Consider the following 14,844-nt stretch of genomic DNA (forward strand, 5'->3'; position numbering starts at 1 on the left):
GTGTCTGAACGGGCCTTTCAGCGGGTCAAGAACTCGGCCAGGCCCGTCAGGAGCCGCTCGATGTCCTCCGCGTTGTTGTAGGGAGCGAGGCCGATACGCAGACCGCCGGTGTCGCCGAGACCCAGCCGGCGGGATGCTTCGATCGCGTAGAAGGACCCCGCCGGAGCGTGGACGTCACGCTCCGCGAGGAAGCTGTACGCCTCCGCCGACGGCCGGCCGTCGAAGGTGAGCAGCACGGTGGGTGTGCGGTCGGCCGCCCTGGAGTGGACCTGGACTCCAGGGAGTGCGGTCAGTCCCTTGTCGAGCTGTGCGCGCAGGGTCTGCTCGTGCGCTTCGAGTGCCGTGAAGGACGCGGCCAGACGCTGGCGCCGCGTCCCGGTGGCGTCCGTGTCCAGGCCGGCGAGGAAGTCGATGGCCGCCTCCGTGCCGGCGAGGAACTCGTAGGGCAGGGTGCCCAGTTCGAAGCGTTCGGGGACCACATCGGTGGAGGGCAGCAGCTTGTCCGGCCGCAGTGTCGCCAGCAGCTCGGGACGGGCCGCGAGCACTCCGTGGTGGGGGCCGAAGAACTTGTACGGGGAGCAGACGAAAAGGTCCGCGCCCAGCTTCTCCACGTCGACCAGCGCGTGGGCGGCGTGGTGGACGCCGTCGACATAGGTGAGTGCTCCGGCTTCGCGCGCCAGGCCGCTGATCTCGGCGATCGGAGGGCGGGTGCCGATCAGGTTGGAGGCAGCGGTGACGGCCACCAGCCGGGTGCGCGGGGACAGTACGGCGCGGATGTCGTCGGCGGTCAGTTCCCCGGTGGCGGGATCGAAGTCGGCCCAGCGCACGGTGGCACCGGCCTGTTCGGCGGCCTGGACCCAGGGGCGGATGTTGGCGTCGTGGTCGAGCCGGGTGACGACCACCTCGTCACCGGGCGACCACGTCCGGGAGAGCGTGCGGGAGAAATCGTAGGTGAGCTGCGTGGCGCTGCGGCCGAAGACGATCCCCGTCGGCTGCGCTCCCAGCAGGTCGGCCAGCGCCTGCCGGGTCCTGGTGACGATGGCCTCGGCGTTGCGCTCACCCGGCGTCATCCGGCCCCGGATCGACAGCGGCTGCCCCATCGCGTCGGCGATCGCCCGGATGACGGGCTGCGGGGACTGGGTGCCGCCGGGGCCGTCGAAGTGGGCGATCCCTGCGCTCAGCGCCGGGAACTGGGCGCGGAGGGCGGTGATGTCGTACGTCACGAATGCTCCTGTCGGTGCCGTGCCGGGCCAACCGGCTGTGCTGTGCGCCGGCCCTGCCCGTCGAGCCCGGCCGCCCCTGCATCGTGATCGTTCGCCCCGCCTGCCACAAGGGGCCCCTCCGGAGCCACATCCGCGAGATCGATTGATTTTCGATCGATACCAATCGATAATCGATACATGCATCAACTCTTCATTGCCGTACTCCGGGTCGGCATCCTCACGACGGTCGCGGTCGGGCTGTTCGGCCAGATCGTGGTCATTCCGACGACGGCGGCCGATGAGGTCGAGCGTTTCCCGCCGTACGCCCCCTTCGCCACGCCCTACGTGACGCTGGCGATCATCGGCGTCGCCTGTGTCCAGGTCGCCCTCTTCGCGGTGTGGATGCTGCTCGACATGGTCCAGCGCGACGCGATCTTCACGGCCCTGGCCTTCCGCTGGGTCGACATCGTCATCGGGGCCTCGGTCGTGGCGACGCTCCTGGCCGGCGGAGTCGCCGTTCACCTCCTCCTGGCCGACATTCCCTCTCCGGACGACGGCATGGAACTGCTCGGAGTCCTCGGGGCCACGGTCACGGCTGTCGCCGTGGGAGCGGCGTTCGCGATGCTCACCGTCATCATGCGAGGACTCCTGCGCAAGGCGACGGACCTGGAGACCGAGATCGCAGCGGTCGTCTGATGGCGATCATCGTCGACCTCGACGTCCAGTTGGCCAGGCACAATCTGTCGGTCGGTGAGTTCGCCGCCGCCGTCGGCATCACGCCCGCGAACATCGCCGTGCTCAAGAACGGCCGGGCGAAGGCGGTGCGGTTCACGACCCTCGACGCGATCTGCCGCACGCTCGACTGCCAGCCCGGTGATGTGCTGCGGTGGGTTCCCGACGACACCGACGATCAGATGTGATCCGTACCGGTCCGCGCGAACGCGAACCTTGTGCGTTCCCCGTGCGTTGTCCCTGAAGGCCGCTCCCTGTCGGCCGGACCATGTTCGGCCGGAGCCGGGTGAGGAGGGGCAGGTCATGGCAGAGCGAGTCCGCGCGGCCTCGCCCGTCGGCAGAGACCGGGCTCCCGTCACCGGCGTACTGCTGGCGGCGCTGTTCACCCTCCTCGGCGTACTCGGCCTCCAGGGCCATCCCGCCGCGGCCTCCTCCAGCGCGCTGACATCGGCCGCGGTCGCCGCACACCACATCCAGGCACCCGGACCGGCTGCGGCTCTGGCTCCGGCTCCGGCTCCGGCTCCGGCTCCGGCGAAAGCACAGGCCGACACCCGGACCGGCGTCGACGACTCCTGCGCCACAGCCTGCGGTCAGCCGCCCCGCGCGGGGCGGGTCACCGCGGGCGAATGGCACGCTCCGCCTCCCGTCGGGGTGCCGGTCCCGCCCGGTCTCGTGGTCCCCCTGCCCGAACCAGGGCCGGCACTGCCGACCGCACTGGGCGCTTTCGCACTCCCGCAGCACACCACTCAGCACAGCGGGCGCGGCCCGCCGCTTCCAGCCGGCATCTGACGTCACCCAGTCGACAGTCGATCCCCACCGCGCCCTTTCCCGGGGTGCGGTATGCCTGTTGGAGGCACCCTTGACGCGCGCCATCCGCGTGCGGGCGTTCTTCGCCCTGGCCGTTCTGGCCCTGTCGCTCTACATCACCCTGACCGTCCCGGTCCGTCTCGGGCTCGACCTGCGCGGCGGCACCCAGATAGTCCTGGAGACCCGCGACTCCCCCACCGCCCGAGCCGACTCCGAAGCCACCGACCGCACCCTGGAGGTACTGCGCCACCGCATCGACGCGCTCGGCGTCTCCGAACCCACCATCGCCCGTTCCGGGGACAACCGGATCATCGTCGAGCTGCCCGGTGTCCAGGATCCGCGCGAAGCCGCCGACGTCCTCGGCCGCACCGCCCAACTGACCTTCCATCCCGTCCTCGGCACGGATCCAGCCACGGAAACCGGCGCGAAGAGCGACACAGGTTCCGGCGCGGTCGACTCCGACGAGTCCGGTCGCCCCGTACGCCTGGGCCCCTCCGCGCTCACCGGCGCGGACGTCGACAGCGCCGAGGCCCGTATCGACCCGCAGACCGGGACCGGCTGGTTCGTCGGCATCGAGTTCAAGGGTGCGGGCGACGCCTGGGCCGAGCTGACCGGCAAGGCCGCGTGTCATCCGGCCGGCGACCCGGCCCGCCGCGTGGCCATCGTCCTGGACGACAAGGTCATCTCCTCCCCGCAGGTCGACCCGTCCGTGGCCTGCCGTACGGGCATCGCCGGAGGATCCACCCAGATCACCGGCTCGTTCAGCCGGGAGGAGGCCCGCGAACTGGGCCTGCTCATCAACGGCGGAGCCCTGCCGGTCCCGGTCGAGACCGTCGAACAGCGCACCGTCGGCCCCACCCTGGGCGCCACGGCCATCGAGGCCAGCGCCTGGGCAGCCGTCATCGGCACCGCGCTGACCTCACTGTTCATCATCGCCGTCTACCGGCTCCTCGGTGCCCTCGCCGCCCTGGCCCTGGCCTGTTACGGAGTCATCTCGTACGCGGCCCTGGTCGCGCTCGGCGCCACACTCACGCTCCCGGGGCTCGCGGGCTTCGTGCTGGCCATCGGTATGGCCGTCGACGCGAACGTGCTCGTCTTCGAACGGGCCCGTGAGGAGTACGCGGCCCGCCGCAAGGGACTGCGCCCGGCCCTCGACGCGGGATTCCGCAACGCCTTCAGTGCCATCGCCGACTCCAACATCACGACCCTCATCGCCGCCGGGCTGCTCTTCCTCCTGGCTTCCGGGCCGGTGCGCGGCTTCGGCGTCACCCTGGGCATCGGCGTACTTGCCTCCATGCTCAGTGCCCTGGTCATCACCCGGGTCCTCGCCGATCACGCGGTCGCCCGGCGATCCGTACGACGCCGTCCGCAGCTGACCGGCATCGCCGACACCGGGAGGGTCCGCGACTGGCTCACCCGCCGGAACCCCGACCTGATGCGGCGCGGGCGCACCTGGCTGGCGGCATCCGCCGTCGCCCTCGTCCTGGCCACCTCGGGCATCGCGGTCAAGGGACTGAACTTCGGCGTCGAGTTCACCGGCGGACGGCTCATGGAGTACGCCGCCTCCTCCCCCGTCGACGCCGACCGCGCGCGGGCCGCCCTGGCCGGCGCGGGGCTGCCCCGCGCCGTCGTGCAGACCTCCGGCGACGGCGATCTCACCGTACGCACCGATCAGCTGACCAACGCCGAGGCCGCGAAGGTGGACAGGGCGGTCGGCGAAGTCGCGGGCGGTGCCGAGAAGATACGGGACGAGCTGATCGGCCCCAGCCTCGGGGACGAGCTGCGCCGTGGGGCCCTCATCGCCCTCGCCACGGCCCTGGCCGCGCAACTGCTGTATCTCGCGGTCCGCTTCCGGTGGGCCTTCGGGGCGTCCGCGGTCGCGGCGATGGTCCACGACACCCTGATCCTCATCGGTGTCTTCGCCTGGCTCGGCAAGCCGGTCGACGGAGTCTTCCTCGCCGCACTGCTGACGGTGATCGGCTACTCGGTCAACGACTCCGTCGTCGTCTTCGACCGGATCAGAGAACTGACGGCCGACAACCGGACCGGCGGTCCCGACGGCCCCGGCGGCCCCGACGGCCGGCGAAAGAAGGTCCCCTTCCCGGTCCTCGCCAACACGGCGATCCTGCAGACCCTCCCCCGGACCGTCAACACCGGTATGGGAGCCGTGTTCATCCTCGCCGCCCTCACCCTGCTGGGAGGTGACTCCCTCACCGACTTCGCGCTCGCCCTGCTCATCGGCATCGTCGTCGGCACGTACTCCTCGATGTTCACGGCCGCGCCCCTGGCCATCGAACTGCACGCCCGCAACAATCCGCCGCCCGGCGGACGGAAGCGGGGCTCGCGGTAGGGACCGGACCGAGCGGTGCCGCTGCTATCGTCCTGGCCCACCGAAACGGGCGGGCGGGACGAAGGAGTGCTGCACCATGCGAGTCCTCTTGGTCGGAGCAGGGGGCGTCGGCACCGCGATCACCAGGATCGCGGCCCGTCGCCCCTTCTTCGAGCACATGGTGGTCGCCGACTACGACCTCGCGCGGGCGCAGGCGGCCGTGGCGGCGCTCGGCGAGGACGGGCACCGGTTCTCGGCTCTGCGGCTCGACGCCTCGGACACCGACGGCGTACGGGCCGCACTCGCCGAACACCGCTGCGACGTCCTGCTGAACGCCACCGATCCGCGGTTCGTGCTGTCGCTCTTCGACGCGGCGCTCACCGAGGGCGCGCACTACCTGGACATGGCGATGTCCCTGTCCCGGCCGCATCCGACGCGCCCCTACGAGGAGTGCGGCGTCAAGCTGGGCGACGCGCAGTTCGAGCGGTCCGCCGAGTGGGAGGCGGCGAACCGGCTCGCGCTGGTCGGCATGGGCGTGGAGCCGGGGCTGTCCGACGTGTTCGCCCGCTACGCCGCCGACGTGCTCTTCGACGAGATCGAGGAGATCGGCGTCCGCGACGGCGCGAACCTGGTCGTCGACGGCTACGGCTTCGCCCCGTCGTTCAGTATCTGGACGACCATCGAGGAGTGCCTCAACCCGCCGGTCGTCTACGAGGCGGAACGGGGCTGGTTCACCACACCGCCGTTCAGTGAGCCGGAGGTCTTCGACTTCCCGGAGGGGATCGGTCCGGTGGAGTGCGTCAACGTCGAGCACGAGGAAGTCCTGCTGATCCCCCGGTGGTTGAAGGCCGGGCGCGTCACCTTCAAGTACGGTCTCGGTGACGAGTTCATCGGCGTCCTGCAGACCCTGCACAAGCTGGGCCTGGACCGCACCGAGCCGGTCTCCGTGGACGGCGGCGGGGGCAGGGTCGCGGTCTCCCCGCGGGACGTGGTCGCCGCCTGCCTCCCCGATCCGGCCGGCCTCGGCGACCGCATGCACGGCAAGACGTGCGCCGGCACGTGGGTCAAGGGCACCAAGGACGGCCGGCCACGGGAGGTCTACCTCTACCACGTGGTCGACAACCAGTGGTCGATGCGTGAGTACGGCTCCCAGGCCGTGGTCTGGCAGACCGCAGTCAACCCCGTGGCGGCCCTCGAACTCGTCGCGTCCGGCGCCTGGCACGGCAGCGGCGTCCTCGGCCCCGAGGCGATGCCTCCCCGCCCGTTCCTCGACCTGCTCACGGAGTACGGGGCGCCGTGGGGCCTGCGGGAGGAGACCGTCCCCGTATCCGGACCGGACATCCCCTGAGACCCTGTCTCCTCCCCTCGGCGTCACGCGTTCCGTTCGGCTTCCTGTCGTTCGGCTTCCTGGGCCGCGCGCTCCAGTCGGCTCCGGTACTCCTCCCACCACGCCGAATCGCCCGGCGCCATACTGCCGTTGGTGCGGTTCATCCCGACCGACCCGTCCATGAGTTCGCGGAGGATGTCGGCGTGGCCCGCGTGGCGGTGCGTATCGGCGATCACGCGCACGACGGCGTGGTGCAGGGTCACCTCGTTCCGCTCGCCGGGCCACCACGGCACCCGGCCGACCGCGTCCAGGGCGAGGGCGTCGATCGTCGCGTCCGCGTGCGCCCAGGCCCGGCGGTACAGGCCGACGATGTGCTCGCGTGACTCGTCGGCGCTGGCCCACATGTCCGCGTTGGTCTCGGCACCGTCCTCCAGCCAAGGCTGCGCCTCGCCGGACGGCCGTCCGAAGGTGTCGCCGAGGTAGCCCAGCTCCACCCCGGCCGCGTGTTTGACGAGGCCCAGGAGGTTGGTGCCGGTCGGCGTCGACGGGCGGCGGATGTCGTACTCCGAGAGCCCTTCGAGCTTCCACAGCAGCGCATCGCGGGCCGACTGCAGGTAGAAGCGCAGGTCGCCCTTGGGAGCGGCCTCGGGATCTGTCGTCCTGTGACCGGCGGCGGGATCCGATGTGTTCATGGGGCCAAGTCTCCCGCTCTCACGAGGATCGCGGACAGTCCGAACTCGAAGCGCTCGTCGAACGATCGCGCGTCGAGGTGGTGCAGGACGCGGTGGAGGGAGGGGTGGGCCGCCCCGGACACCGCGTGCGCCAGACCGTCGGTCAGCGGGCCGCGGGGTGCCGCCTGTTCCTCCTGCGTGAGGCCGAGGGCGAGGTAGGTGATCGTCCAGGCGGTCCAGGCGGCGTCCCGGTCGCCGAGACCGCCGTCCAGCAGCGCGGTCACCAGCGCTTCGGCAAAGGCCAGGGTGTGCGGTTCGGCGCTGTACGTGCCGACCACCAGTGCCGCGCCGTCGCGGTGGGCGAGCAGGGCGCGGCGGTAGCGGCGGGCGAGTTCGCGGACGCGTGCGTCCCGGTCGGCCGGGAGCCCGTCGAGCGGGGCCTCGCCGACGACGGCGTCCGCCATCAGCTCCAGCATCCGGGCCTTGGTCTTCACATGCCACAGCACGGTGTTCATCCGGACGCCGAGCCGGTCGGCGACGGCCCGGGTGGACAGGGCGTCCAGGCCCTTCTCATCCAGCAGTTCCAGCGCGGTCCGGATCACCGTCGCGGGGTCCAGCCGGGGGGCACCGCCCTCACCTGTTTGCCTATTGGTCATTGACCTAGTTTACTGCGGACACGTTATTGGTCACTGACCTAGGAGAGTGCGTGGAACAGCAGGTTGTCATCGCGGGCGGAGGTCCGGTCGGGCTGTGGCTGGCCGCCGAACTGCGGCGGGGCGGAGTCTCCGTGACGGTCGTCGAGGCGCGGACCGACGTCGATCAGCGCTCCAAGGCGCTCACCATCCATCCCCGGACCATCGAGATCCTCGCCTCGCGCGAGGTGCACGAGCCCTTCCTCGCGGAAGGGCTGCGGATACCGGCCGGGCATTTCGCGATGCTCGACCACCGGCTCGACTTCACTGAACTGGACACTCCGTTCCCCTTCACCCTCGCGCTGCCCCAGGCCCGTACCGAGGAACTGCTGGAGGAGGACGCGCGCGCACTCGGCGCCACGATCGTGCGCGGGCACCGCGTCAGCGGGTTCAGCCAGGACGCGGGGTCGGTGACCGTACAGGTACAGGGGCCCGACGGGCCGTACGAGCTGCGGGCGGCGTACCTCGTCGGGTGCGACGGCACCCGCAGTACCGTGCGCACCGCCGCCGGCATCGGCTTTCCCGGTACGCCCTCCACGGTGCTGGGCTGGCTCGGCGATGTCGTGCTCGACGACCCGCCGCGACCCGGTTTCGGCGTCTTCGGGCTCCAGGGCGCGCTGATGGTCGCGCCGCTGCCCGGCGGGCGGCATCGTGTCGTCGGTATCAGCCCCGACAGCCTCACCACCCAGTCGCCGAAGGACCTCACTCTGGAGGAGCTGCGGGCCAAGGCCGTCGCCGTCACCGGTGAGGACTACGGGATGCGCGACCCGGTGTGGCTCTCCCGTTTCGGCAACGCCACCCGGCTGGCGGAGGAGTACCGGCGCGGCCGGGTCCTGCTCGCCGGGGACGCCGCCCACCAGCACTTCCCGACCGGGGGCGTCGGCATGAACGTCGGCATCCAGGACGCGCACAACCTCGGCTGGAAGCTCGCCGCGGACCTCGGCGGCCGGGCTCCGGAGGGGCTGCTCGACAGCTACCACTGCGAGCGTCACCCCGTCGGCGCCCAGCTGATGGAGCACAGTCGCGCCCAGACCGCCCTGATGACCGGTTTCACTCCCGAGGGCATCGATCTGCGGTCGTTCCTCAGCGGGATGATCGCCACGCAGCGGGACCTCGGCAGGGCCCTGGCCGAACGCCTCACCGCGCTCGCCGTCGCCTACCCGGCACCGGACGAGACGGCCCACCCGCTCACCGGCGTCCGCGCCCCCGACCTGGCCTTCACCGACTCGGGAAACGGCCTGCACGGGTGGTTGCGCGCGGACGGGTACCTGCTCCTCGACCTGACGGCCGACGCACCGGCCTCCGTACCCGCCCCCGGTCAGGGCGTCCGCCCGGAAGGTGTCCTCGCGGACCGGGCACGCCCGGGGCTCACCGTGCGCACCGCGACCCTCGACCGGCCTCCGGCCGCCTGGGCCCCGGTGCGCGCCGCGCTGATCCGCCCCGACGGCCATGTCGCCTGGGCCGGCACGGACCCGGACGACACCGCGCTGGCCGCCGCCGCGGACCGGGCGCTCGCCGCCACCCACCGTCCCGCGCACGGCTCCGCGGCCGGCTGACCGCGCCTCTCACGTGGCACGGAGCAGCCGGTAGAACGTACGGTCAGTCGCCCACGTACGCCGCGAGGTGTTCACCCGTGAGGGTGGAGCGGGCGGCGACCAGGTCGGCCGGGGTGCCCTCGAAGACGATCCGGCCGCCGTCGTGGCCCGCGCCGGGGCCCAGGTCGATGATCCAGTCGGCGTGCGCCATGACCGCCTGGTGGTGCTCGACGACGATGACGGACTTGCCGGAGTCGACGAGCCGGTCAAGCAGCCCGAGAAGCTGCTCGACATCGGCGAGGTGCAGGCCGGTGGTCGGCTCGTCGAGGACGTACACGCCACCCTTGTCGCCCATGTGGGTGGCCAGCTTGAGCCGCTGGCGCTCGCCGCCGGAGAGCGTGGTGAGCGGCTGGCCGAGGCTGAGGTAGCCGAGTCCGACGTCGGCGAGGCGTTCGAGGATGCGGTGCGCGGCCGGGATGCCCGCCTCGCCCTTGCCGAAGAACTCCACGGCCTCGGTCACCGACATCGCGAGCACCTCGCTGATGTCACGGCCGCCGAGGTGGTACTTCAGGACCGCGGCCTGGAACCGCCTCCCCTCGCACTCCTCGCAGACAGTGGCCACTCCGGCCATCATCGCGAGGTCGGTGTAGACGACGCCCACGCCGTTGCAGGTGGGACAGGCGCCCTCGGAGTTGGCGCTGAACAGGGCCGGTTTCACGTCGTTGGCCTTGGCGAACGCCTTGCGGATCGGGTCGAGCATGCCGGTGTAGGTCGCCGGGTTGCTGCGCCGGGAGCCGCGGATGGCGCCCTGGTCGATCGACACCACGCCCTGGTCGTCGTGGATCGATCCGTGGACGAGCGAGCTCTTTCCGGAGCCGGCGACACCGGTGACGACGGTGAGCACCCCGAGGGGGATGTCGACGTCGACGCCTTGGAGGTTGTGCGCCGTCGCGCCGCGGATCTCCAGCGAACCGGTGGGCTTGCGCGGCGTCTCCTTGCAGGTGGCCCGGTCGTCGAGGTGGCGGCCGGTGACGGTGTCACTGGCCCGCAGTCCCTCGACCGTGCCCTCGAAGCAGACGGTGCCGCCCGCCGTGCCCGCACCGGGGCCGAGGTCCACGACGTGGTCGGCGATCGCGATCGTCTGGGGCTTGTGCTCCACGACGAGCACGGTGTTGCCCTTGTCGCGCAGCCGCAGCAGCAGGTCGTTCATCCGCTGGATGTCATGAGGGTGCAGGCCGATGGTGGGCTCGTCGAAGACGTAGGTGATGTCGGTGAGCGAGGAGCCGAGGTGGCGGATCATCTTGACGCGCTGCGCCTCGCCGCCCGAGAGCGTGCCCGCGGGCCGGTCGAGCGAGAGATAGCCGAGACCGATCTCCACGAACGAGTCGAGGGCCTGCTGCAGTGCGGCGAGCAGCGGTGCCACCGACGGCTCGTCGAGGCCGCGGACCCATTCGGTCAGGTCGCGGATCTCCATCGCGCAGGCGTCGGCGATGCTGACCTTGCCGATCTTCGACGACCTGGCTCCTTCACTGAGCCGCGTGCCGTCGCACTCGGGGCAGGTGGCGAAGGTGACCGCCCGCTCCACGAACGCCCGGATGTGCGGCTGCATCGACTCCTTGTCCTTGGACAGGAACGACTTCTGGATCTTCGGGATCAGCCCCTCGTAGGTGAGGTTGACGCCGTTGACCTTGACCTTGACGGGCTCCCCGTAGAGGAAGTCCTGCAGCTGCTTCTTGGTGTACTCGCGGATCGGCTTGTCCGGGTCGACGAAGCCGGACTGGGCGTAGACCTGCACGGTCCACTGGCTGTCGGACTTCCAGCCGGGGATGGTGAACGCGCCCTCGGAGAGGGACTTGGAGTCGTCGTAGAGCTGGCTGAGGTCGATGTCGGAGACCGAGCCGCGACCCTCGCAGCGCGTGCACATGCCGCCGGTGCGGTTGAAGGTCGCCTTCACCGTCTTCTTGGCACCGCGCTCGACGGTGATCGCGCCGCTGGCCCGGACCGAGGCGGTGTTGAAGGAGTACGCGCTGGGCGGGCCGATGTGCGGCGTGCCGAGGCGGCTGAAGAGGATGCGCAGCATCGCGTTGGCGTCGGTGGCGGTGCCGACGGTGGAGCGCGGGTCGGAGCCCATCCGCTGCTGGTCGACGGTGATCACGGTGGTCAGCCCGTCGAGGACGTCGACCTCGGGGCGGGCGAGGGTCGGCATGAAGCCCTGCACGAAGGCGCTGTAGGTCTCGTTGATCATCCGCTGCGACTCGGCGGCGATCGTGTTGAACACCAGCGAGCTCTTGCCCGAGCCGGAGACACCGGTGAACACGGTCAGGCGGCGCTTGGGGATCTCGATGCTGACGTCTTTGAGGTTGTTCTCGCGCGCGCCGTGCACGCGGATCAGGTCATGACTGTCGGCAGCGTGCGGCGCGGACGACCGCGTGTCCGTCCTCGGGGCCATGCTCATCATGTCTCCATCTGTTGATCTGTCGCTCTGTCGACCTGTAGACCTTGTGACCTGTTCGCCTGCTGCGCTCACCGGACCGCTCAGCGCCGTTCCTGGATGCGGATCATGTTGCCCGCGGGATCGAGGAAGGCGCAGTCCCGGACGCCGTACGGCTGCTCGGCCGGCTCCTGGAGGACCTGGCCGCTGCCCGCCGCCCGCACCCGCTCGAAGGTGGCGTCGAGGTCGGGGGTGGCGAGGAGGATGCCCGCGTACGCGCCCTTCGCCATCATCTCCGCGACGGTGCGGCGCTCGTCCTCGGTGACCCCGGGGTCGGTGACCGGCGGCTTAAGAACGAGGGACGGGCCGGACCGGTCGGCGGCCCCGACCGTGATCCGGCGCGTCGCGCCGTGCCCGACGTCGTCGCGGACCTCGAAGCCGAGGGCGTCCCGGTAGAAGGCCAGGGACGCGTCCGGATCGGTGTGCGGGAGGAAGCTCGCGTACAGGGTGACGTCCATGGCAGTCACGCTAGACGCGGGGCGGGGTCCGGCGCTTCTCGATTCCTGATCGATCCGGTGCCCCCGCGCCCGGCCGACGTCCCTACCTGCCCGGGGTGGTGATGCGGGTGATCGCCTCAAGGGTCAGAGCACGGTCGTGGGGTTCGTTGTCCAGGGCGCGGTGGAGGGTCAGGCCCTCGATCAGGGCGTCGAGTTGACGTGCCGTGTCCGGGTCGAAGTGCTTCTCCAGATGGGTGCGGCTGCGGCCCATCCACTCGTGGGTCAGTTCGCGGTAGACCGGCCGGCGCGCGGCGAGGGTGTACAGCTCCTGGGTGAGTACGAGGTCGCGCTGGCTCCCCTCCGACAGCACATGGACGAGGTCCGCGACGGCCTGACGGGCCTGGTCGCGGTCGGCCGGAGCGGCGAGGTGGGCGTCGAAGACGGCGACGATGTGGTCGGCGAAGCGGGTGAACGCATCCCGCAGCAGCTCGTCCATACCGCTGAAGTGGTACGTCATCGACCCCAGGGGGACGCCGGCCCGCGCGGCGATCTTCCGGTGGGAGACGCTGGCGATCCCCTCCTCGGCGATGAGATCGAGGGTCGAGGCGAGGATGCGTTCGCGGCGCTGCGGGTCGGTGTGTCCGGTGGCCATGACGGGAGCCTTCAGAGGGTGCGGACCGGGCGGGCGGGGTTGCCGACGGCGACGACGCCGGCGGGCACGTCCTTCGTCACCACGGCCCCGGCGCCGATGACGGAGTTGTCCCCGATGGTGACACCGGGCAGCACGATGGCGCCTCCCCCCAGCCACACGTTGTCGCCGATGGTGATCGGCTGGGCGGCCTCCAGCTTGTCGCGCCGGGGCTGGGGCTCCAGGGGGTGCGTGGGGGTGAGCAGTTGGACGTTCGGGCCGATCTGGCAGTCCTCGCCGATGGTGATCGCGGCGACGTCCAGGGCGGTCAGGTTGTAGTTGACGAAGGTGCGCGCGCCGATCGTGATGTTGCTGCCGTAGTCGACGTACAGCGGCGGCCTCAGGTGTACGTCGGGTCCGAGGGAGCCGAGCAGTTCGGCGAGGATCGGGCGGGCCCCCTCGGTGTCTTCGAGGTAGGCGGCCTGGTAGCGGGCGGCCAGCCGCACGGCTCGCTCGTACCGGCGGACGATCTCCGGGTCGTCGGCGATGTAGTGATCGCCCGCCATCATGCGTTCGAGATGCGTACGGGGATCCTGGGCGAAGTAGTCCGTCGACATGCGTACGATCGTACACTCGACGTCGGACCACGGCCCGGGAAACCTGCACGCCGGGGTGGTTACGAGCCCTGGCGGCGTCCGGGCTGCAGCACCCCGGCGAGCAGGAGCACGAGCACTCCGGCGAGGGGCACCACGAGCAGACCCACCCGCAGACTGGCCGCGTCCGCGACGAGGCCTACGACCGGCGGGGAGACCAGGAAGCCCAGACGCATCAGCCAGGAGACGATGGCCAGCCCGGAGCCGGGCTTGAGGCCGGGCAGTTCGTCGGCTTCGTGCATTGCCGCGGGGACCAGCGTCGCCACGCCGAACCCGGCCGCGGCGAACCCGAGGATCGTGCCGGGCACCGTGGGCACGGCCAGCGCCAGGCCCATGCCCGCCACGACGATGAGACCGCCGGCGCGGGCCACCGCGCGCTGGCCGAACCGGTCGACGAGCCGGTCGCCGATGATCCGGCCGACGAACTGGGCCCCGACGAGGGCGATGTAGCCGGAGGCGGCGAGCGTCACCGACGCGGACAGCGAGCCGGAGAGGTAGAGCGCGGCCCACGAACTGCCCGCGTCCTCGACGAGGGTGCCGGCCGTGGCGATGAGCACGAGGGCGGCCAGCACGTACGCGGTACGCCGACCCGGCGTCGGACGCGCCGCCTGCCGCTCGCCATGACCGCCGGTACCGGACTCCGCCGCCGGGCCCGCCGTCGATGCGAGGTCCGCCCCGGTCCCGGAGTCACCCTCGTCCTCGGCCTCGGTCTCGGGGCCGGACAGGCAGAACCGCAGGGCGACGCACGCGGCCACCGCGAACAGCACCGCCGAGATCGTCAGATGCTGTCCGCGCGAGAGGCCGAGCGCTATCGCCGCGGCGGCCATGGCTCCGCCGGTGACGGCGCCGATGGACCAGATCGCATGGAAGGAGTTGATGATCGAACGCCCGTAGCGTCGCTGCACGCGCAGTCCGTGGGCGTTCTGCGCCACATCGGTGACCGCGTCCATCGCCCCGGCCAGGAACAGCGCCGCCGCGAACAGCACGACCGAGTCGGCCAGGCCCGCGAGGAGGATCCACGCTCCGGTCAGCAGGGTGCCGGCCACCGCCGCCCGCGCCGAGCCCATGCGGCGGATCACCACTCCCGCGGCGAGACCGGCCGCGATGGCGCCCGCCGGGAACGCGGCGACGGCCAGACCGTAGGCCGCGTTGCCTATGCCGAGATCCGCCTTGATCTGCGGATACCTCGGCAGGAGGTTGGCGAACAGGGCGCCGTTGGTGAAGAACAGCACGGCGACGGCCACCCGGGCCTGCCGTTCGGCCGACGCGGGTCGGCCCAGTACGTCAACAGTCATGAAGGTGAGCCTATAGCGGGAGCGTACGAACGTACACTCTCAGTT

14 protein-coding genes are annotated in these 14,844 nt (G+C 71.1%); 6 read left to right on the top strand and 8 right to left on the bottom strand.

Annotation, left to right across the window (positions count from 1 at the left end; translation table 11 throughout):
• Nucleotides 1–17: 17 nt before the first annotated feature.
• Complete coding sequence (locus tag ACFWGJ_RS13800; protein ID WP_387323456.1) at nucleotides 18–1,223, bottom strand: cysteine desulfurase-like protein; 1,206 nt, start codon at nucleotides 1,221–1,223, stop codon at nucleotides 18–20.
• Nucleotides 1,224–1,400: 177 nt separating this feature from the next.
• Here ACFWGJ_RS13800 and ACFWGJ_RS13805 point away from each other — a divergent pair, with 177 nt between their 5' ends.
• From ACFWGJ_RS13805 to ACFWGJ_RS13825, 5 genes are all read left to right on the top strand, one after another.
• The gene (locus ACFWGJ_RS13805) at nucleotides 1,401–1,898 is read left to right on the top strand and encodes a DUF2975 domain-containing protein (protein ID WP_387323459.1); all 498 of its coding nucleotides are present in this window, start codon (nucleotides 1,401–1,403) and stop codon (nucleotides 1,896–1,898) included.
• On the top strand, nucleotides 1,898–2,122 hold the full coding sequence (locus ACFWGJ_RS13810) for a helix-turn-helix domain-containing protein (RefSeq protein ID WP_387323462.1): 225 nt from the start codon (nucleotides 1,898–1,900) through the stop codon (nucleotides 2,120–2,122). Before ACFWGJ_RS13805 ends, ACFWGJ_RS13810 begins: the two co-directional genes overlap by 1 nt.
• Nucleotides 2,123–2,237: 115 nt before the next feature.
• Nucleotides 2,238–2,723 (top strand): hypothetical protein, encoded by a 486-nt coding sequence (locus tag ACFWGJ_RS13815; RefSeq protein WP_387323464.1) that lies wholly within the window; start codon nucleotides 2,238–2,240, stop codon nucleotides 2,721–2,723.
• 70 nt (nucleotides 2,724–2,793) lie between these two features.
• Nucleotides 2,794–5,091, top strand: a complete 2,298-nt coding sequence (gene secD, locus ACFWGJ_RS13820; RefSeq protein WP_387323467.1) for a protein translocase subunit SecD — start codon at nucleotides 2,794–2,796, stop codon at nucleotides 5,089–5,091.
• Between the two features lie 76 nt (nucleotides 5,092–5,167).
• Nucleotides 5,168–6,418, top strand: coding sequence for a saccharopine dehydrogenase family protein (locus tag ACFWGJ_RS13825; protein ID WP_387323470.1), 1,251 nt, complete (start codon nucleotides 5,168–5,170; stop codon nucleotides 6,416–6,418).
• 23 nt (nucleotides 6,419–6,441) lie between these two features.
• Here ACFWGJ_RS13825 and ACFWGJ_RS13830 read toward each other — a convergent pair whose 3' ends face one another.
• Complete coding sequence (locus ACFWGJ_RS13830; protein ID WP_387323473.1) at nucleotides 6,442–7,089, bottom strand: DinB family protein; 648 nt, start codon at nucleotides 7,087–7,089, stop codon at nucleotides 6,442–6,444.
• Nucleotides 7,086–7,724 carry a TetR/AcrR family transcriptional regulator C-terminal domain-containing protein gene (locus ACFWGJ_RS13835; protein ID WP_387323476.1) on the bottom strand — a complete coding sequence of 213 codons (639 nt, stop codon included), beginning with the start codon at nucleotides 7,722–7,724 and terminating at the stop codon, nucleotides 7,086–7,088. Before ACFWGJ_RS13835 ends, ACFWGJ_RS13830 begins: the two co-directional genes overlap by 4 nt.
• A gap of 50 nt (nucleotides 7,725–7,774) precedes the next feature.
• Here ACFWGJ_RS13835 and ACFWGJ_RS13840 point away from each other — a divergent pair, with 50 nt between their 5' ends.
• Nucleotides 7,775–9,316: an FAD-dependent monooxygenase gene (locus ACFWGJ_RS13840; protein ID WP_387323479.1), complete on the top strand. Its 1,542-nt coding sequence runs from the start codon at nucleotides 7,775–7,777 to the stop codon at nucleotides 9,314–9,316.
• A gap of 43 nt (nucleotides 9,317–9,359) precedes the next feature.
• Here ACFWGJ_RS13840 and ACFWGJ_RS13845 read toward each other — a convergent pair whose 3' ends face one another.
• From ACFWGJ_RS13845 to ACFWGJ_RS13865, 5 genes are all read right to left on the bottom strand, one after another.
• Entirely contained in the window at nucleotides 9,360–11,750 is a 2,391-nt protein-coding gene (locus tag ACFWGJ_RS13845) for an ATP-binding cassette domain-containing protein (protein WP_387323490.1), read from the bottom strand.
• 80 nt (nucleotides 11,751–11,830) lie between these two features.
• On the bottom strand, nucleotides 11,831–12,244 hold the full coding sequence (locus tag ACFWGJ_RS13850; RefSeq protein ID WP_387323481.1) for a VOC family protein: 414 nt from the start codon (nucleotides 12,242–12,244) through the stop codon (nucleotides 11,831–11,833).
• Nucleotides 12,245–12,326: 82 nt separating this feature from the next.
• A complete protein-coding gene (locus ACFWGJ_RS13855; RefSeq protein ID WP_387323483.1) occupies nucleotides 12,327–12,875 on the bottom strand; it encodes a TetR/AcrR family transcriptional regulator in 549 nt (182 codons plus the stop codon).
• Between the two features lie 11 nt (nucleotides 12,876–12,886).
• Complete coding sequence (locus ACFWGJ_RS13860) at nucleotides 12,887–13,468, bottom strand: sugar O-acetyltransferase (RefSeq protein WP_387323485.1); 582 nt, start codon at nucleotides 13,466–13,468, stop codon at nucleotides 12,887–12,889.
• 59 nt (nucleotides 13,469–13,527) lie between these two features.
• Entirely contained in the window at nucleotides 13,528–14,799 is a 1,272-nt protein-coding gene (locus tag ACFWGJ_RS13865) for an MFS transporter (RefSeq protein WP_387323487.1), read from the bottom strand.
• Nucleotides 14,800–14,844 lie beyond the last annotated feature (45 nt).

The organism is Streptomyces sp. NPDC060205 (assembly GCF_042728395.1).
Taxonomy (GTDB): Bacteria; Actinomycetota; Actinomycetes; order Streptomycetales; family Streptomycetaceae; genus Streptomyces.

Coding starts and splice junctions, on each gene's coding strand:
- ACFWGJ_RS13810 (WP_387323462.1), top strand. CDS start 1,898: ATGGCGATCATCGTCGACCTCGACGTCCAGTTGGCCAGGCACAATCTG.
- ACFWGJ_RS13855 (WP_387323483.1), bottom strand. CDS start 12,875: ATGGCCACCGGACACACCGACCCGCAGCGCCGCGAACGCATCCTCGCC.
- ACFWGJ_RS13825 (WP_387323470.1), top strand. CDS start 5,168: ATGCGAGTCCTCTTGGTCGGAGCAGGGGGCGTCGGCACCGCGATCACC.
- ACFWGJ_RS13835 (WP_387323476.1), bottom strand. CDS start 7,724: ATGACCAATAGGCAAACAGGTGAGGGCGGTGCCCCCCGGCTGGACCCC.
- ACFWGJ_RS13865 (WP_387323487.1), bottom strand. CDS start 14,799: ATGACTGTTGACGTACTGGGCCGACCCGCGTCGGCCGAACGGCAGGCC.
- ACFWGJ_RS13805 (WP_387323459.1), top strand. CDS start 1,401: ATGCATCAACTCTTCATTGCCGTACTCCGGGTCGGCATCCTCACGACG.
- ACFWGJ_RS13815 (WP_387323464.1), top strand. CDS start 2,238: ATGGCAGAGCGAGTCCGCGCGGCCTCGCCCGTCGGCAGAGACCGGGCT.
- ACFWGJ_RS13830 (WP_387323473.1), bottom strand. CDS start 7,089: ATGAACACATCGGATCCCGCCGCCGGTCACAGGACGACAGATCCCGAG.
- ACFWGJ_RS13850 (WP_387323481.1), bottom strand. CDS start 12,244: ATGGACGTCACCCTGTACGCGAGCTTCCTCCCGCACACCGATCCGGAC.
- ACFWGJ_RS13845 (WP_387323490.1), bottom strand. CDS start 11,750: ATGAGCATGGCCCCGAGGACGGACACGCGGTCGTCCGCGCCGCACGCT.
- ACFWGJ_RS13860 (WP_387323485.1), bottom strand. CDS start 13,468: ATGTCGACGGACTACTTCGCCCAGGATCCCCGTACGCATCTCGAACGC.